Genomic DNA, 17,042 nt, shown 5'->3' on the forward strand with positions numbered 1-17,042 from the left:
AGGCGGATCTCGGCTGTCGTTCCGGACGAGCCAGGCAGACAGCGGCTGCTGTTCCGAACGAGCCAGGCGGATCTCGGCTGCTGTTCCGGACGAGCCAGGCAGACAGCGGTTGCTCCCCCGGCCGAGCCGGGCGGACACCGGCTGCCCTTTCGGACGAATCGGCCGGGCTCGGTCACCGGCCCCGGGGTGCGTGCCATCGGCCGGCCCGCTTGGTGGCACGCTCTGCGTCATGGACCTGACCGTGATCCTCGGCCCGATGAAGGGCGGCAAGTCACTCGAGATGATCAGCCTGCTGTCCCCGCTGCAGCACACCGGCATCCCGCACCGCATCTACCAGTCGGCCCGCCACGGCCGGGACACCGCGGTGATGTCCCGCTCCGGCGGCAGCCTGGAGACGCTGAAGGTGCCCACCCTGGCCGGTGCCGCCGACGGCGACATCGAGGTGATCGGCGTCGACGAGATCCACATGTTCACCGTCGACGACATCGCGGTGCTCGGTACCGCGGTCCGCGCCGGGGTCAAGGTGGTGGTGGCCGGCATCGACCTGGACCACCGGGGGCAGCTGTTCGCGCCGGTCCGGGCGCTCTTCGAGCTGGCACCGGAGAAGGTGATCTACCGCCGCGCGGTCTGCGACGTCTGCCGCTCCCTCGACGCGACCCACACGCAGGTCCTGGAGCACGGCAAACCGTTCATCCGCGAACTCGCCCCGTCGACAGCGCTCCCGGACGACGGGACATACACCTATGAAGCCCGCTGCCGCCGCTGCGTCGTACTCCCCTGAGCGACACCTTTCCGATCAAGAGATTGCTGACTCGGACCCGCGCTGATCACTGATCGTCGCTCCCGCCAGGGACCCTTCCGGGCCGGGCAGGACGCTGGCGCGTCCAAAACGCCCACCCCTCCAGGGCGACGCCCGCCGCCGCCCACGACCGCCAACCCCATTCCGGCACCACCTCGGCTGGCACTCACGGTGGTATCCCGCGGGTATCCCGCACCCGGAAACCACCACCACACCCAGCCGCAACGGACAGGCTGGCACTCACGGTGGTATCCCGCACCCGGACACCACCCTCACGACCAGCCGCGACCGGCGAGACCGAGCGGGCTGGCCCCCACGGTGGTATCGCGCGCCTGGACACCACCGTCACGACCAGCCGAGTCCGACGGGCTGGCACTCACGGTGGCCTCCCACGCCCGGACACCACCCTCACGACCAGCCACCACCGGCAAGACCAACCGGGCTGGCACTCAGAGTGGCATCGCGGGCCCGGCCACCACCGTCACGACCAGCCACCACCGGCGAGACCGAGCGGGCTGGCCCCCACGGTGGTATCGCGCACCCGGACACCACCGTCACGACCAGCCGAGTCCGACGGGCTGGCACTCACGGTGGCCTCCCACGCCCGGACACCACCCTCACGACCAGCCACCACCCGCAAGACCAACCGGGCTGGCACTCAGAGTGGCATCGCGGGCCCGGCCACCACCGTCACGACCAGCCACCACCGGCGAGACCGAGCGGGCTGGCCCCCACGGTGGTATCGCGCACCCGGACACCACCGTCACGACCAGCCGAGTCCGACGGGCTGGCACTCACGGTGGCCTCCCACGCCCGGACACCACCCTCACGACCAGCCACCACCCGCAAGACCAACCGGGCTGGCACTCAGAGTGGCATCGCGGGCCCGGCCACCACCGTCACGACCAGCCACCACCGGCGAGACCGAGCGGGCTGGCCCCCACGGTGGTATCGCGCACCCGGACACCACCGTCACGACCAGCCGAGTCCGACGGGCTGGCACTCACGGTGGCCTCCCACGCCCGGACACCACCCTCACGACCAGCCACCACCGGCAAGACCAACCGGGCTGGCACTCAGAGTGGCATCGCGGGCCCGGCCACCACCGTCACGACCAGCCACCACCGGCGAGACCGAGCGGGCTGGCCCCCACGGTGGTATCGCGCGGCCGGACACCACCACCACGACCAGCCACCACCGGCGAGACCAACCGGGCTGGTGCTCAGGGTGGTGTCGCGGGGCTGGACACCACCGTCACGACCAGCCGCGACCGGGGCGCGACCGATCGCGGCTGGTGCTCAGGGTGGTATCGCGGGGGCGGACACCACCCTGAGCGCCAGCTGACCGGGTTGGGGTTTGGGCGGACCACCGGAAGGGGGCAGTTCGGCCCGGATGCGGCCTCGCGGCCGTGAGGTAAAGGCCGCCTGGCGTCGAGGCACGGGACGAGGCTGTGCGGTTGGGGACGGGCAGGGCGTACCGGAAAAGGGTTTTGGGGTGCGGCGGACGGTCGGGGAGGCCTACCGGGAAAGGGTTGCCGGGGTGGCGGACGGTCAGGGTAGGCCTACCGGGGAAGGGTTGCCGGGGCGGCGGACGGTCAGGGTAGGCCTACCGGGGAAGGGGGCGGCGGAGGGTCGAGGAGGCCTACCGGGAAGGGGGGTCAGGGGAGGGCGTTCAGGAACGGCTCGTGGTTGTTCTTGAATTCCCAGCTGTAGAACTTGTCCCAGTTGATCGACCAGGTCATCAGGCCGCGGAAGTTCGGGTTCAGGCCGCTGCGCGGGGTGTAGCCGCCGCAGTTGCTGCCCTTCACCAGGCAGGTGACCGCCTGCTGGAGCCCGGCCGGGGCGACATACCCGTTGCCGGCGCTGGTCGAGCTGGGAGCGCCGAACGCCACCTGGTCCTCGCGCAGCGCCGGGAACATGGCGGCGGTGTTGCCGGCAACCGGGAAGCCGGCCAGCATCATGTCGGTCATCGCGATGTGGAAGTCGGCGCCGCCCATCGAGTGGTACTGGTTGTCCAGGCCCATGATCGAGCCGGAGTTGTAGTCCTGGACGTGCAGCACGGTGAGGAAGTCACGGACCGCGTAGATCACCGGGAGGTAGGAGCCCGCCCGCGGGTCCTGGCCGCCCCACGGGCCGGAGCCGTAGTACTGGTAGCCGAGTTGCACGAAGAACGTCTCCGGGGCCATGGTCAGCACGAAGCCGGCGCCGTAGCGGGCCTTCAGGCTCTTCAGGGCGCTGATCAGGTTGACGATCACCGGGGTGGTCGGGTTCTTGAAGTCGGTGTCGCCGGTGTTCAGCGACAGCGAGTGGCCCTCGAAGTCGATGTCGACGCCGTCCAGGCCGTACTTGTCGATGATCGCGCTGACCGAGCTGACGAACTTGTCCCGCGCCGCGGTGGTGGTCAGCTGCACCTGGCCGTTGGCGCCGCCGATGGAGAGCAGCACCTTCTTGCCGGCCGCCCGCTTCGCCTTGATCGCGGCGAGGAACTCGGCCTCGGTCTCCACGCCGGGGCACTCGGTGACCGGGCAGAGCTTGAACTGGATGTCACCGGAGGTGACGCTGGTCGGCTCGCCGAAGGCCAGGTTGATGATGTCCCACTCGGCGGGCACGTCGGCCATCCGCAGGTAGCCGGAGCCGTTGGCGAAGCTGGTGTGCAGGTAGCCGATCAGCGCGTGCTTGGGCAGGCCACCGGCGGGGATCGGGGTGGTCGGGCCGGTGCTCGGGCTGGTCGACGGGCTCGGGCTGGTGCTCGGGCTCTGCGAGGGGCTCGGACTGGTCGACGGGCTGGTGCTCGGGGACGGGCTGGTGCTGCTGGCGCTCGGGGACGGATTGGTGGTTCCGCCGCAGGCGCCGTTGTTCACCCAGACGTCCCACTGACCGCTCTTGAGGGTCGGGTCCTCACCCTGTGTCCACCACTTGGCGGTGTAGTTGTTGCCGCCCTTGGAGGCGACGTTGTCCTTGACGTAGGTCGCGGAGGCACTCCAGGCCGGCGCGCACGCCGTGGCGGCGCTCGCCGTGGAGGCGGCATAGACACTTGTGCATGCGGCGGCGAGCACTGCCGCCGTGGCGAGGGTCACGGATCGACGCATGGGCAATTATTAGGACTGTTAACTGAAGATGTAAAGAGGTCAGCGCTCGCAGTCGTGCCGAGCATCGCCGCGGGCGACCTCGCACTGGTCGTCACCGGCGCCGCCGTACAGGACATCGCGGCCGCGCTTGTCGCGCGCGTCGGCGCTGCCGTCGTCGCCGTTCAGGTAGTCGCCGCCGGCGTCGCCGTAGAGCGTGTCGTCGCCCGCCTCGCCGTAGATGAAGTCGTCCTCGGACCCGCCATGCAGGACGTCGTCGCCCGGTCCGGCCGAGATGAAGTCGTAGCCGGCGCCCGCGTCGATGTAGTCGTCACCCTCGAAGCCGTTGAGGCTGTCCCGGCCGCCCCGGCCGTAGATCCGGTCGTTGCCGGTGTCGCCCTCGATCCGGTCGCGACGCGGACCACCGACGATCACGTCCGAGCCCCGCTCACCGTTGGCGTCGAGGCGCAGATCGCTGTCGTTGGTGATCCGGTCGTTCCGGTCGCCGGCCCAGACGATCACCTGGGTGGGCGCTGTCGCCAGCGTGCAGCGGACCCGGGTCCGGTCACCCCGGACCCGCTTGCAGCCGGTGCCCGCCTTGATCGCGTACACGTCGTCGATGGTCACCGTGGTGCCGGAGCGGGTGATCACCACCCGGTTCCGCTGGCCGGCGGCGGCCCAGTAGCGGACCTTGGTGGACTGGACGACCGACACCGTGCCGGTGCCGGCCGCCTGCGCGGGAGTGGCGGCGAAGCCGATCAGGGCGACGGCGATCAGCGAGATCGCGACCGGCCGCCTCACGCCACGGCCTCGGCGGCCGCGGTGCACCGCACGGTGCTCGTCCCGGTCACCTTCGCCACCCCGGTCGCGGCGGCCTGCGCCGGGACGACCAGGACCGGGGGCGAGGCGACGGCGGCCAGGAGACGAGCACGTGACAGCGACATCCCCCTATCTCAATCGAACCCGATCTTGGGGGCTAGGCCGGTCCCAGAGAACGGGACCGTATCGACGCAACGATGGGACGAGTCGCCGGCCGGCTAGGCGACCGACTTGGGGCTGATCGGGGCGACCGCGCTGCCCGGTGCGGCCGGCTCGGTGCGGATGCCGGCGCGCAGGGTTTCCAGCATGGTCATGCCCTGAGCGGCCAGGGACGCGACCACGCTGTTCAGCCCCTCGGCACCGTCCAGGACGGTGACGTTGGCGCCGCGCAGACCCTCGGCGGCGGCGCGGAGCATCTCCGGCAGCCGATCGATGATCGCCTGGTCCAGGGCGATCCGGTCCTGTGCCGCGGCGGCCTCGGCGGAGAGCTTGGTGGCGTCCGCCTGGGCGCGGGCCAGCGCGCGGATCCGCTCGGCCTCCGCCTCGGCCGGCCGGACCACCTCGGCGATCAGCTGAGCCTGGCGCAGCTCGGCGTTCTTCTGGGCGACCAGCGCCTGCTCGGCGAGCACCTCCTGGGCGGCCCGCGCGGCGGCCAGCGGGCCGGCCTGCGACGCGGTCTGCTGCGCCTGGTCGATCTCGGCCTGGTACTGCGCGCGGGCGATCGCCGTCTGCCGGGCGTACTCCGCCTGGTGCCGCACGCTCTCCTGTTCGGACATCGCGCTCTCCCGGTCGGCGGCGGCCTGGGCGACCTTCGCCTCCTGGTTGACCCGGGCCTGGTGCGGCGCGGCGAGCGCCTTGATGTAGCCGACACCCTTGTCGTCGATGCTGCTGATCTGCAGCGAGTCGACGGCCAGGCCGATCCGGGCCATCTCGGTCTTGCTGGCGTCGACGATCGCGTCGGCGAGGGTCTGCTGCTCCCGGATGATCGACTCGACGGTCATGCTGCCGATGATGCTGCGCAGGTGGCCGGAGAAGATCCGGCCGACAAGCGTCGGCATCTGACCCTGGTTGCCCTGGAAGCGGCGGGCCGCCGCGGCGATGGACTCGTGGTCGTCCCCGACCTTGAACGCGATCACCGCCTGCACGCCGAGCGTCAGGCCCTGCTTGGTGTAGCAGTCCTCGACCACCTCGGCCTCCTGCATGGCCAGGGTGAGCCGGGTGGCCTTGGAGAAGATGGGCACGACGAAGACGCCGTGCCCGGTGACGATTTTGAACGGCAACGCGTCCGCTCCCCGTTGTTTCCGGCCGCTGATCAGCAACGCCTCATTGGGGGCGGGCACCCGATAACCGAACACTTCTACAGCCCTTCATCGACGCCGCGGGCGATCCCGTCCGGCGGCACAGTGGGCCATGGCTCGACGTCGACTTGGCGCGCGCCACGGTTGTGAATGACGAGTACCGCTGCTCCGACCGGGAGGGGTTCCGGCGCATACGCGAGGTAGTAGTGCGGCATACCGGCGACCAGCACACGAATCTCCCCGGCCCGGGCGCCGCCACGGATCGCGGTGATCACCGTCCCGACCCGGCCGATCAGCGTCTCACTCGTCACGCCTGCATTGTGCTCCTGCGCCGCGACCCGCCGCCGCCCCGGAAATGAGGGCTGGTCAGGGCTCGGTTTTCGGGTAGAGGATCTCGCGGGCCTGCTCGGCGGCGCGGACGATGGCCTCCGCCACGAAGTCGACGAAACGGGCGACGTTCTCCAGCCGGACGCCGGCCGGGGTGTCCGCGCCGAGCACGCCGACGCCCTCCCGGGCGATCCGGGCGAACTCGGCGTTCGACCGGGCGCTGGCGAGCATCGACTGGTAGAGCGCGGCGTTGTCGACGACGTACCGCTCGCGGCGGCGCTCGTCGCGCTCCCGGCGGATCAGGCCCAGGCTCTCCAGCAGGGTGACCGCCTTGGAGACGGAGGCCTTGCTGACCTGCAGGTGCTGGACCAGCTCGGCGGCGGTGAGGCTGCCCGCGTCGGTGATGTAGAGGCAGGTCAGCAGGCGAGCCATCATCTTGGGCAGGCCGGAGGCCATGATGTTGGTGGTCAGCGCCTCCTCGAACTCGCGCACCGCCTCCGGGTCGCGGCCATGCGTGTTCAGCCGCGCCTCCGGGCCGCGGGGGACGGCCTTGCGCCGCTGGTGGGCGCGGCGCTCGGTGGCCCGGTGGGCGAGATCGGCGCGATAGGCGGTGGGCCCGCCGTTGCGCATCACCTCACGGGTCACCGTCGAGGTGGGACGGTCGAGCCGCCTGGCGATCTCCGCATAGGCCAGCCCGTCCGCCACCCCCAGCGCGATCTGCTGACGTTCCTGCTGGGTGAGCCTGCCTCCCGGCATCGACGATCTCCTTCCGTACGCCCGTGACCGCCTCAGCGTAGCGTTCAGACCCACTCCATTGCAATGAACACTCTCGTTGCATTGCATTTAGAACGGTCTCGTTGCAACGAAATAACTGTAGTGAGCTGGATTTTCTGTGCCGTTGCGCAACAAGTACGTTGTCTACTTCGCGAACGCAACGTAGCGTTTCCCTCATCAGAAACACCGAGTGCAGGGAGCGCACCATGCAGAGCTTCGACACCCCCGCCCCGATCTCCGCCGTCCTGGACATCCCGGCCGGGCGCGTCCGGATCGTCGCCGCCGAGCGGGCCGACACCGCTGTCGAGATCCGGCCGGCGGACGCCGCCAAGGCCCGGGACGCGAAGGCCGCCGAGCAGAGCCGGGTCACCTACGCCGACGGCGTCCTGCGGGTCGAGGTGACGGCCAAGCACCAGGCGCTCGGCCCGTCCGGTTCGGTGGACGTGACAGTTCAGCTGCCCGCCGGCTCCCGGGTCGAGGTGCGCTCGGCCAGCGCCGAGTTCCGGACCACCGGCGCGCTGGGCACGGTCAGCTTCGAGGGCGCGCACGGTGCCGTCGACATCGCCGAGGCCGCCGGGGTCCACCTGACCGGCAACGCCGTGGACGTCACCGTCGGCCGGCTGACCGGGCCCGCCGAGATCAGCACCGACCAGGGCGACATCCGGATCGGGGAGGCGCACCGCGGCACTGTCGTGCTGCGCACCCAGGCCGGGAACATCGCTGTCACCGCGGCGGCCGGCGTCTCGGCCGCGCTCGACGCCGGCACCCCGCACGGCCGGATCGACAACAGCCTGAAGAACGACGGCACCGCCGAGCTCGACATCCACGCCACCACCTCGTCCGGCGACATCGTCGCCCGCAGCCTCTGAGGAGCACCGACATGACCAACCTGGCGATCGCGGCGAACGGGCTGCGCAAGTCCTACGGCGACAAGGTGGTGCTCGACGGCGTCGACCTGGCCGTACCGCGGGGCAGCGTCTTCTCGCTGCTCGGCCCGAACGGCGCCGGCAAGACCACCGCCGTCAAGATCCTGTCCACGCTGATCTCCCCCGGCTCGGGCTCCGGCCCGATCCGGGTGGCCGGGCACGACCTGGTCACCGACCCGCAGGCGGTGCGCGCGGCGATCGGCGTGACCGGGCAGTTCTCCGCCGTCGACGGCCTGATCACCGGCGAGGAGAACATGCTGCTGATGGCCGACCTGCACCACCTGTCCCGGGCCGAGGGCCGGCGCGTCACCGCCGGGCTGCTGGAGCGGTTCGACCTGGTCGAGGCGGCGGGCAAGCCGGCGTCGACCTACTCCGGTGGCATGAAGCGCCGCCTCGACATCGCTATGACACTGGTCGGCAGCCCGCGGATCATCTTCCTGGACGAGCCGACGACGGGTCTCGACCCGCGCAGCCGGCACAACATGTGGCAGATCATCCGCGAGCTGGTCGCCGACGGCGTCACCGTCTTCCTCACCACCCAGTACCTGGAGGAGGCCGACCAGCTCGCCGACCGGATCGCCGTGCTGCACGACGGCACGATCGCCGCCGAGGGGACCGCCGGCGAGCTGAAGCGGCTGGTCCCGGGCGGCCACGTGCGGCTGCGGTTCACCGACCCGCTGTCCTACCAGCAGGCCGTGCTCGCCCTGCCCGGCGCGGTCCGCGACGACGAGGCGCAGGCGGTGCAGCTCGCCAGCGACGGCAGCCAGCACGACCTGCGCTCGATCCTCGACCGGCTGGACACCGCCGGGGTCCGGGCCGACGAGCTGACGGTGCACACCCCCGACCTGGACGACGTGTTCTTCGCCCTGACCGCGAGCCCCACCGAACGGAACCAGACCGCGAGCCCCGACCAGCAGGCCCAGGAGGCCCACCGATGAGCACTCTCACCCTCGCCGTCCGCGACTCGTCCACCATGCTGCGCCGCAACCTGCTGCACGCGCGCCGCTACCCGTCGCTCACGCTGAACCTGCTGCTCACCCCGATCATGCTGTTGCTGCTCTTCGTCTACATATTCGGCGACACCCTCGGCGCCGGCCTGGGCGGCGGCCGCGCCGAGTACATCGCCTACCTGGTGCCCGGCCTGCTGCTGATGACCATCGGCAGCACCGTGATCGGGACCGCCGTCTCCGTCTCCACCGACATGAGCGAGGGCATCATCGCCCGGTTCCGCACCATGGCCATCCACCGTGGGTCGGTGCTGATCGGCCACGTGATCGGCAGCGTCGTGCAGTCGGTGGCCAGCGTGGTCCTGGTCGGCGCGGTCGGCGTCGCCATCGGGTTCCGCTCCACCGGCGCCACGGTCCTGGAGTGGCTCGCCGCGTTCGGGCTGCTCGTGCTCTTCGCCCTGGCCCTGACCTGGATCGCGGTGGGCATGGGCCTGGTCAGCCCGACCGCCGAGGCGGCCAGCAACAACGCCATGCCGCTGATCCTGCTGCCGCTGCTGTCCAGCGCCTTCGTCCCGGTCGACGCGATGCCCGGCTGGTTCCAGCCGATCGCCGAGTACCAGCCGTTCACCCCGGCCATCGAGACCCTGCGCGGTCTGCTGCTCGGCTCCGGCATCGGCCACAACGGCTGGCTCGCCGTCGCCTGGTGCCTCGGCCTCGCCGTCCTCGGCTACTTCTGGTCCACCGCGAAGTTCAACAGCGACCCGAGGTAGCGAAGCACCTCGGACGCGGCGTACCCCCGGCAGGCTGCCGGGGGTACGCCGCGTTCTCACGCCGCCGGGACGACCTGAATGGTGCCGCCGCCGGACTCGACGCCGATCCGGTGTGCGGCGGTGCCGTCGGTCGGGACGTCGATCCTGGTCGAGCCGCCGTCGCCGCGAGCGTCGACGCGGTAGCTGTCCCGCGGCAGCCGGAGCGTGACGTCACCGCCGGCACTGTCCACGCTCACCGACCCGGGCGCCGTGGCGAAGGTGAGCTGGACGGCGCCGCCACCGGTCCGCGCGGTGACCGGGCCGAGCCCGCTCCCGTCGACAGCGCCGCCGCCGGAGGTCAGATCCAGCTCGCCGGTCAGGCCGGTGACCGAGACCGCGCCGCCCCCGCTGTCCAGCGTGGCCCGGAACCCGGCCGGCACCACGAGGTGGTAATCGACGCCGCAGCTGCCCCGGTGACCCTGGCAGCCGGAGGTGAAGGTGAGGTCCGAGCCGACCACCCGGTGCTCCGGTGACGGCTTCGCGCCGGCGTACCGGAGGGTCTCGGAGACGTGCACGGTGTCGCCGGCGCCGGCCGTGACGGTGATCCAGCCGCCGAGGCTGCTGACCGCCACGGCGCCGGCCCGGCCGGTGAGGTCGTAGGTGCGGGTCTCGGTCTGCTCCGGTTCGCCGCAGGCGGCGAGCGCTCCGAGCGTCAGGGACAGGGCGGCGAGAACGGTGCGGCCGGTACGCATGACGGCGCCTTTCAGGGAAGGAGGAGGCCCCAGTACAGGGCCCAGGGAAGGAAGAGGACGCCGGCCACGATCAACAGGCTCTGGCGCGGACGGTCGGCGGTCGAGGTGCGCCACGCGTGGATCGTCATGGCGGTGGTGATCACGGTGATCAGCGCGACGGCTTGCAGGGCCAGCCAGAACACCGGCCGCCCGGCCACCATCGGGCCCGGTGAGATGCCTTTCCAGTTGGCGCTGTCGGCCACCGTGACGAAGTAGGCGACGAAGCCGAGCACCGCGGTGGCGCCCACGGCGGCGAGGAGCCGGGCCGGGCGGGCGACGGCGACCGGGCGGCGCCGGACCCGCCGGACGAGCGCGACGACCGGGTACGACAGGAAGCCGACCAGGAGCACGGCCAGCACGGCGAGCTGGGCCGGCCAGGACTCCCACCACGCCGACGGGGTCACCGCGGTGCTGGTCGCCTGCTGCACCGGGGACGGGTCGGCCCGCGGCGGCGGCACCTTGCCGGCACCGACCGCGCGGACCCAGCCGCCGACGATGTCCGGATAGGACGGGTACAGCGCGTCGGTGAACATCCCGGTGCCGTCCAGGACCCGCAGGGTGTGCCCGGCACCCGGGAGGAACCGGACGGTCAGCGGGCCGCCGACGGTCCGGCGCAGCACCGCCGCGCTCTCGGCGGCCGGCACCTGGGTGTCCGCGGTGCCGTAGACCGCGAGCACCGGCTGGGTGACCCCGGCCAGCGGCGGCCGCGGGTCGTGGCTCGCCTCGGCGAACAACCCGGCGTCGTCGGCGAGCCGGTAGAACCGGTCGGACAGCGTGTCCCGGAGCGCGCCGGAGACCCCGGCGGCGGCCAGCTTGTTGCGCATGTTCCAGTTCTGCACCCGCAGCGGCGACAGGCCCGGGGCGGACGCGAGGACCAAAAAGGCGATGTCCCGGGACCGGCTCGCGGCGATCGGCATGACCCAGCCGCCCTCGCTGATCCCCCACAGCCCGACCGCGTCCGGCCGCACGCCGGGCTGCTCGCGGAGAACGCCGGTCGCGGCGACCACGTCGTCGGCGAGCAGCGAGTAGTCCGGGTCACCGAGTGGGCGTTTGTCGTAGGCGAGGACGGCGATGCCCTGCCGGGCGAAGGCGATCGCCTCCGGGGTGACACCGGTCCGCTTGCCGTTGCCCGAGCCGTGCACCAGTACCAGTCCGGGTAGTGGGCCGGCCGCGTTGCGGGGCGCGAAGACCGTACCGTAAAGCGGTTTTCCGTTTTTGATCGGAATGATGACGTCGGTGGTGGTCACGTCGGCCGGGATCGGCCGGGCCGGTGCGGCGGCGGCCGGGACGCCGGTCAGCGCGATGGCGACGAGGGCCAGGACCAGGATGCGAAGGCTGCGTGCGATCACCAGTCGAGCATCGACGAATCGGCGCCTCGGCGAATCGCCGCAGCGAGCGGTTCCGGCCTCACTCCGCAGAGGGAGGCGCCTGCCCCGCGACGATCAGGCCGGACTCGTAGGCGGCCACCACCGCCTGCGCCCGGTCGCGCAGGCCGAGCTTGGCCAGCACGCTGCTGACGTGCGTTTTCACGGTGTGTTCGCTGACCACCAGGGCGGCCGCCATCTCGGCGTTGGTGAGTCCGCGCCCGAGCAGGCGCAGCGCCTCGTGCTCGCGCGGGGTGAGCCGATCCAGGCCGGCCCACGGGGTGACCGCCGGCGCCTGCCCGCGGACCGCGGTCTCGATCAGCCGGGTGGTCACCGCCGGCGCGAGCAGCGACTCGCCGGCGGCGACGACCCGGACCGCGTGCACCAGCTCGGCGCGGCGCACGTCCTTGAGCAGGAAGCCGCTCGCGCCGGCCCGCAGCGCGTCGTAGACGTAGTCGTCCTGGCCGAAGGTGGTCAGCATGAGCACGCGGACCGGTTCGCCGCGCAGGCGCCGGGCGGCCTCGATGCCGTCCATCCCGGGCATCCGGATGTCGAGCACCAGCACGTCGGGGGCGTGCTCGCGGACGGCAGCGAGCGCCTCGGCGCCGTCCGCGGCCTCGGCGACGACCGCCATGTCCGGCTCGTTGTCGAGGATCATCGCGAAGGCGCCCCGGATCAGTTCCTGGTCGTCCGCCACCACGATCCGGATGCTCATCGCGCCACCTCCACCGTCTTGCCGGGCAACCTCGCCTCGACCTGGAACCCCCGGCCACCGGGCGCCGGGCCGGCCGTCGCGGACCCGCCGCAGGACGCCGCCCGCTCCCGGATCCCGATCAGCCCGTGTCCCGGCGCCTGCCCGGTCGTCCGTCGCGGCCCGCGACCGTCGTCGGCCACCGTGATCACCAGGTCGTCGCCGCGCCAGTCGAGGGTCACCGTCACGGTCCTGGCGCGCGCGTGTTTGAGCACGTTCGTCAGCGCCTCCTGGACGATCCGGTAGGCGGCCACCCCGGCGTCGGGCGGCACCGTGCCGGGCTGGCCAAGAACGGTCAGAGTGACGGCCACTCCGCCGACCTGCGACACGTTGCCGACCAGCTCGGCGATCTCGTCGAGGGTCGGTTGCGGTGCGCGGGCACCCTCGCCCGAGGCGTCCAGGACGCCGAGGATCCGCCGCAACTGGGCCATCGCCTCCCGCCCGGCCGCCGCTATCGCGTCGAAGGCTTCTTCGGTACGGGCTGGGCCCTGTTTCATCACCACCGGGCCGGCCTCCGCCTGGGCGATGGTGATGCTCACCGCGTGCGCCAGGATGTCGTGCATGTCCCGGGCGATCCGGGACCGCTCCCGCTCGGCCTCCAGCTCCCGCTCCCGTTCCAGGTGACGCGCTCGTTCCTGGAGGGTGCGCACCTCCTCGCGGCGGTTCGCCCAGGCGCGGCCCATCACGTACGCGGTGGTCCAGAGCAGCGCGCCGCGGGCCGCCGTCTCGATCGAGCCGGTGAGGAGGAACGCGCCCCAGCCGATGATCACGATGGCGCTGATCCGCTGCCAGCGAGGCGCCTGAGCGGCCACGGTGAACATGGCGATCAGTGCGCCGTACCAGAGCGGCTGCCGGGGACCGCCGGGTACCAGGTCGTAGCCGGCGGCGGCGGCCTCGGTGGCCAGGAGGACGGCGAACGGGGCCCGGCGCCGCCAGATCACCGGCACCGACACGGCGACGGCCACGGCGTAGCACGGGAGCGGCCAGTGCCGGTCACCGGAAAGGAACGGGGCGAGCTGGGCGATCAGGGCGATCAGCATCAACCCGGTGTCCACGGCGGCCGGCGGGAAACCGCGGGCCCAGGTCACGACTCGCTCGTACACGGATCGATTCTCGCGTATCCGAACCCGCCGCACACGCCGATACATGGCCGTTACGACGATTCGGGTACGACTCATCCATTCGCATGATCCACTTTAGGTGATCTTCGATATAGGGTCACGCGATGGTTAATCGAAGGATCGGCGCGGCCACCGTCGCCGTGCTGACCGGCACCACCGCGCTGGCGGTCGGCTCCGCCGCCCCGGCGCTCGCCGGCACCAGCCCGGTCATCGCCGTCGAGTCGGTCGGCGACATCCTCGTCGACGGCGCCCACCAGCGGGTCTTCATCAGCGACCCGGACGGTGGCAAGGTCGTCGCGACCGACTACAGCGGGAACGAGCTCGGCAGCGCACCGGTGAGCGACGCGCGCGATCTGGCTCTCGCCCCGGACTCGTCGCGGCTCTACGTGACCTCGGCGCGCGAGTCGGCGGTCTTCGCGCTGGACACCAGCACGCTGGCCCAGGACGCGAAGTACTCCACCGGCGACGTCGCGCCGCAGGACGTGGCCGTCGCCGGGGACCGGATCTGGTTCTCCTACCTCGATGGCGCCGGCGCGCTGGGCACCATCGACGTGTCCACCGAGACGCCGACCGTGCTGCTGGACCGGTACCGGACCGGGACCTCGGCCGCGGAACTGGCCACCGCGTCCGCCAAGCCCAACCGGATCGGCCTGGCCTCGACGGACAAGACCGCCGTCCTGGACGTGTCCGGGGACGCCGCCACCGAGGTGGCGGCCGCCGACGGCAACAGCGGCAAGATCGTCGACATGGCGATCTCGCCGGACGGCGAGCGGATCGCCGCGGCCCGCGAGGGCGACCAGGCGATCACCCTGCGCGATGTCGGTGACCTGGGTGTGTCGCGGTACCTGCGGTACGAGCAGTTCGCGAACGCCGTCGACTTCGCCGCCGACGGGTCGGTCGCCGGCGGCGCCCACGGCGTGCTGGCCCCGAACCTGTACGTCTTCACCAGGTCCGACGAGCTGATCACCTCGCTCACGTCGCCGAACGACGGGCGCGGCGTGGACCGGGCCGTGGCCTGGGAACCGAACGGTGACCGGCTGTTCGCCATCTCGGCCAACGGCACCGTGTTCCGGTTCAACGCCTACTCGGACACCAAGCAGGCGCCGACGACGGTGACCCTCGCCGGTCGGCCGAGCGTGGTGCCGGGCGAGCCCGTCACCCTCACCGGCAAGCTCGCGTCGTCGGTGCCAGCGGCCGCCGGCAGCACTGTCACGATCACCCGGGACGGCGCCTCGCTGGGCACCGTGGAGATCGGCGCCGGCGGCTCGTTCTCGGTCACCGACACCCCGCCGGCCGGCGGCACGGTGACCTACCAGGTCTCGTACGCCGGTGACGACTCCCACTTGCCGTCGACCGCGAGCACCTCGGTCCGGGTCGAACGGGCCGCGTCGACGGTGACCCTCTGGGGCCCGTCGACGGTGATCCCCGGTGCGCCGGTCACCGTCACCGGCCGGCTGACGTCGCAGGGTCACTCGCACGCCGGCGACTCGCTCGCGGTCTCCCGCGCCGGGCTGCCGCTGGGCACCGTCACCGTCGACGCCGACCAGAACTTCTCCTTCACCGGCACCGCGCCGGACGCCGAGGGCACCTGGGCCTACGAGTTCACCTACGCCGGAAGCGACACCCTGCTGCCGGGCAGCGCGACGGCGCCGGTGGTGGTCTCCCGGACCGCGTCCACCCTGACGCTCGCCGGGCCGTCCTCGGCGACCCGGGCCAAGCCGCTCACCATCACCGGCACCCTGGCCTCGCCGCTGGCCCTGCCCGCCGGCACCACGGTGTCGATCACCCGGATCGACCTGGAGCACCCGGCAGGCACGTCGCTGGGCACCGCGCCGGTCGCCGCCAACGGGTCGTTCTCGGTCACCGACACCCCGCCGGCCGGCGGCACGGTGACCTATCGGGCCGCCTACGCGGGCGACCGGACGCACACCCCGGCGACGGCGACGAAGGCCGTCGCGGTGTCCCGGACCACGCCGTCCGTGACGCTGACCAACGGCGGCAAGGTCTACGACTACGGCCGGACGGTGTCCTTCACCGCGCACCTCGGCGCCACCTACCAGAACCGGACCGTGGAGATCTGGGCCGACCCGAGCGGCGCCGACCAGGCCAAGGTGCTGGTCAAGCGCGGCACCGTGAACGGCTCCGGCAACGTCACGGCGAGCGTCCGGCTGACCCGGGACACCACGGTCTCCGCGGTGTTCACCGGCGACGCCCGGACCGCGCCGCGGACCGTGACGGCGACGGTCGGCACCCGGGTCAGCCTCACGCTGAAGGTGTCCCGGCACTACAAGACCGGAAAGATCGGCGGCACGAAGTACCGGTACTTCCACGTCACGACCGACGCCCGGTTCACCACCTCGATGACCGGCGGCGCCACCCGGAAGGTCTACGTCTCGCTGCAGTCGTACGCCAAGGGCAAGTGGCGGACCATGGACACCGGGTACTTCGACGCCACCGACGCGCTGTACCTGAACGGCAAGAACCTGGCCGGGGTCAGGCTGCGCGTCCGGACCGCGTACGTCAGGGGCCTCTCCGGTGACAGCCTGAACGCCACCACCTGGACGCCGTACCAGTACTTCACGTTCACGAAGTAGCACGCGCGGCCTCTCGGTGGCCCGTTCCGTGGTGGCCACGGATGTGGATCCGTACTCCCGGACGAGACGCTGAACTCCTCAGCCACTCGTCCGGGAGACCTGCCATGAACACACACACCATCGTCGAGAACCAGCCGCGCAACCTGCGGATCACCGTCAACGGCACGCTCTGGGCGCTGCAGATCCTGTGGGGCTTCTTCTTCGCCGGCAGCGGCTTCGGCAAGGTGCTGCTCTACGACGGCGCCCGGTACGCCGACGCCCCGAACGCCGTGGCCTGGTACGCCGCGGTGCCGCAGCCGCTCATCGTCGTCATCGGAGTGTGCGAGCTGCTCGGCGGCATCGGCCTGTTCCTGCCGGCCATCACCCGGGTCCGGCCGAGGCTGGTCCCGCTGGCCGCCGCCGGCCTGGCCCTGACCATGCTGCTGGCCGCCGGCTTCCACCTGATCCGCGGCGAGTTCGTGCTGATCCCGGTCAACGTCCTGCTGGGCGGGGTGGCCGCGGTCATCGCGGTGGGCCGTTGGAGCCGGCGGCCGATCGCCCCGGCGCCGCTCACCACCCGGCGCGCCGTCACGTCCCTCGTGGTGCTCGCGGTGATGACGCTGACCATGATCGTGCCGACCTGGTACACGATGACCCACGGCCGGTTCTGAGTCCACTCCGGCCTTTCCTTCCCAGCGTCGTAACGGTACCGTTTCGCCAACGATTCACGATCTTGGAA

At 71.7% G+C, this 17,042-nt stretch carries 16 protein-coding genes; 6 read left to right on the forward strand and 10 right to left on the reverse strand.

Annotation, left to right across the window (positions count from 1 at the left end):
- Positions 1-229 precede the first annotated feature (229 nt).
- On the forward strand, positions 230-781 hold the full coding sequence (locus tag Actob_RS42795) for a thymidine kinase (RefSeq protein WP_284917649.1): 552 nt from the start codon (positions 230-232) through the stop codon (positions 779-781).
- Between the two features lie 1,675 nt (positions 782-2,456).
- Here the strand turns inward: Actob_RS42795 and Actob_RS42800 are convergent.
- The 6 genes from Actob_RS42800 to Actob_RS42825 all read right to left on the reverse strand — a co-directional run bounded on the left by Actob_RS42800 (position 2,457) and on the right by Actob_RS42825 (position 7,063).
- The gene (locus Actob_RS42800; protein ID WP_284917650.1) at positions 2,457-3,887 is read right to left on the reverse strand and encodes a chitinase; all 1,431 of its coding nucleotides are present in this window, start codon (positions 3,885-3,887) and stop codon (positions 2,457-2,459) included.
- A gap of 39 nt (positions 3,888-3,926) precedes the next feature.
- A complete protein-coding gene (locus Actob_RS42805; protein WP_284917651.1) occupies positions 3,927-4,664 on the reverse strand; it encodes a calcium-binding protein in 738 nt (245 codons plus the stop codon).
- On the reverse strand, positions 4,661-4,807 hold the full coding sequence (locus tag Actob_RS42810; RefSeq protein WP_284917652.1) for a hypothetical protein: 147 nt from the start codon (positions 4,805-4,807) through the stop codon (positions 4,661-4,663). Before Actob_RS42810 ends, Actob_RS42805 begins: the two co-directional genes overlap by 4 nt.
- A 93-nt stretch (positions 4,808-4,900) precedes the next feature.
- Positions 4,901-6,022: an SPFH domain-containing protein gene (locus Actob_RS42815; RefSeq protein ID WP_284917653.1), complete on the reverse strand. Its 1,122-nt coding sequence runs from the start codon at positions 6,020-6,022 to the stop codon at positions 4,901-4,903.
- A 17-nt stretch (positions 6,023-6,039) separates the two neighbouring features.
- A complete protein-coding gene (locus Actob_RS42820) occupies positions 6,040-6,291 on the reverse strand; it encodes a hypothetical protein (RefSeq protein WP_284917654.1) in 252 nt (83 codons plus the stop codon).
- 55 nt (positions 6,292-6,346) lie between these two features.
- On the reverse strand, positions 6,347-7,063 hold the full coding sequence (locus Actob_RS42825; RefSeq protein WP_284917655.1) for a helix-turn-helix domain-containing protein: 717 nt from the start codon (positions 7,061-7,063) through the stop codon (positions 6,347-6,349).
- Between the two features lie 224 nt (positions 7,064-7,287).
- Here Actob_RS42825 and Actob_RS42830 point away from each other — a divergent pair, with 224 nt between their 5' ends.
- From Actob_RS42830 to Actob_RS42840, 3 genes are read left to right on the forward strand one after another with little or no spacing between them, the layout of a single operon-like run.
- Positions 7,288-7,950, forward strand: coding sequence for a DUF4097 family beta strand repeat-containing protein (locus Actob_RS42830; RefSeq protein ID WP_284917656.1), 663 nt, complete (start codon positions 7,288-7,290; stop codon positions 7,948-7,950).
- Positions 7,951-7,961: 11 nt separating this feature from the next.
- Complete coding sequence (locus Actob_RS42835; protein WP_284917657.1) at positions 7,962-8,945, forward strand: ATP-binding cassette domain-containing protein; 984 nt, start codon at positions 7,962-7,964, stop codon at positions 8,943-8,945.
- Complete coding sequence (locus Actob_RS42840; RefSeq protein ID WP_284917658.1) at positions 8,942-9,724, forward strand: ABC transporter permease; 783 nt, start codon at positions 8,942-8,944, stop codon at positions 9,722-9,724. Before Actob_RS42835 ends, Actob_RS42840 begins: the two co-directional genes overlap by 4 nt.
- Before the next feature lie 56 nt (positions 9,725-9,780).
- On the opposite strand, the gene Actob_RS42845 is transcribed toward Actob_RS42840, so the two are convergent.
- The 4 genes from Actob_RS42845 to Actob_RS42860 are packed head-to-tail and all read right to left on the reverse strand — an operon-like array spanning position 9,781 to position 13,712.
- Complete coding sequence (locus tag Actob_RS42845) at positions 9,781-10,455, reverse strand: DUF4097 family beta strand repeat-containing protein (protein WP_284917659.1); 675 nt, start codon at positions 10,453-10,455, stop codon at positions 9,781-9,783.
- An 11-nt stretch (positions 10,456-10,466) separates the two neighbouring features.
- Complete coding sequence (locus Actob_RS42850; protein WP_284917660.1) at positions 10,467-11,843, reverse strand: alpha/beta hydrolase family protein; 1,377 nt, start codon at positions 11,841-11,843, stop codon at positions 10,467-10,469.
- A gap of 58 nt (positions 11,844-11,901) precedes the next feature.
- The gene (locus Actob_RS42855; protein WP_284917661.1) at positions 11,902-12,573 is read right to left on the reverse strand and encodes a response regulator; all 672 of its coding nucleotides are present in this window, start codon (positions 12,571-12,573) and stop codon (positions 11,902-11,904) included.
- A complete protein-coding gene (locus Actob_RS42860) occupies positions 12,570-13,712 on the reverse strand; it encodes a sensor histidine kinase (protein ID WP_284917662.1) in 1,143 nt (380 codons plus the stop codon). Before Actob_RS42860 ends, Actob_RS42855 begins: the two co-directional genes overlap by 4 nt.
- Positions 13,713-13,834: 122 nt before the next feature.
- On the opposite strand from Actob_RS42860, the gene Actob_RS42865 reads away from it, so the two are divergent.
- Positions 13,835-16,324, forward strand: a complete 2,490-nt coding sequence (locus Actob_RS42865; RefSeq protein ID WP_284917663.1) for an Ig-like domain repeat protein — start codon at positions 13,835-13,837, stop codon at positions 16,322-16,324.
- A 104-nt stretch (positions 16,325-16,428) separates the two neighbouring features.
- Positions 16,429-16,974: a DoxX family protein gene (locus Actob_RS42870; protein ID WP_284917664.1), complete on the forward strand. Its 546-nt coding sequence runs from the start codon at positions 16,429-16,431 to the stop codon at positions 16,972-16,974.
- Positions 16,975-17,042: the final 68 nt, after the last annotated feature.

The sequence above is a fragment of the Actinoplanes oblitus genome, from assembly GCF_030252345.1.
Lineage (GTDB): Bacteria > Actinomycetota > Actinomycetes > Mycobacteriales > Micromonosporaceae > Actinoplanes > Actinoplanes oblitus.

Bases quoted from the DNA above. Each gene is read 5' to 3' on its own strand.
- Actob_RS42795 (WP_284917649.1), top strand. From the start codon at position 230: ATGGACCTGACCGTGATCCTCGGCCCGATGAAGGGCGGCAAGTCACTC.
- Actob_RS42825 (WP_284917655.1), bottom strand. From the start codon at position 7,063: ATGCCGGGAGGCAGGCTCACCCAGCAGGAACGTCAGCAGATCGCGCTG.
- Actob_RS42865 (WP_284917663.1), top strand. From the start codon at position 13,835: ATGGTTAATCGAAGGATCGGCGCGGCCACCGTCGCCGTGCTGACCGGC.
- Actob_RS42840 (WP_284917658.1), top strand. From the start codon at position 8,942: ATGAGCACTCTCACCCTCGCCGTCCGCGACTCGTCCACCATGCTGCGC.
- Actob_RS42810 (WP_284917652.1), bottom strand. From the start codon at position 4,807: ATGTCGCTGTCACGTGCTCGTCTCCTGGCCGCCGTCGCCTCGCCCCCG.
- Actob_RS42800 (WP_284917650.1), bottom strand. From the start codon at position 3,887: ATGCGTCGATCCGTGACCCTCGCCACGGCGGCAGTGCTCGCCGCCGCA.
- Actob_RS42830 (WP_284917656.1), top strand. From the start codon at position 7,288: ATGCAGAGCTTCGACACCCCCGCCCCGATCTCCGCCGTCCTGGACATC.
- Actob_RS42835 (WP_284917657.1), top strand. From the start codon at position 7,962: ATGACCAACCTGGCGATCGCGGCGAACGGGCTGCGCAAGTCCTACGGC.
- Actob_RS42870 (WP_284917664.1), top strand. From the start codon at position 16,429: ATGAACACACACACCATCGTCGAGAACCAGCCGCGCAACCTGCGGATC.
- Actob_RS42845 (WP_284917659.1), bottom strand. From the start codon at position 10,455: ATGCGTACCGGCCGCACCGTTCTCGCCGCCCTGTCCCTGACGCTCGGA.
- Actob_RS42855 (WP_284917661.1), bottom strand. From the start codon at position 12,573: ATGAGCATCCGGATCGTGGTGGCGGACGACCAGGAACTGATCCGGGGC.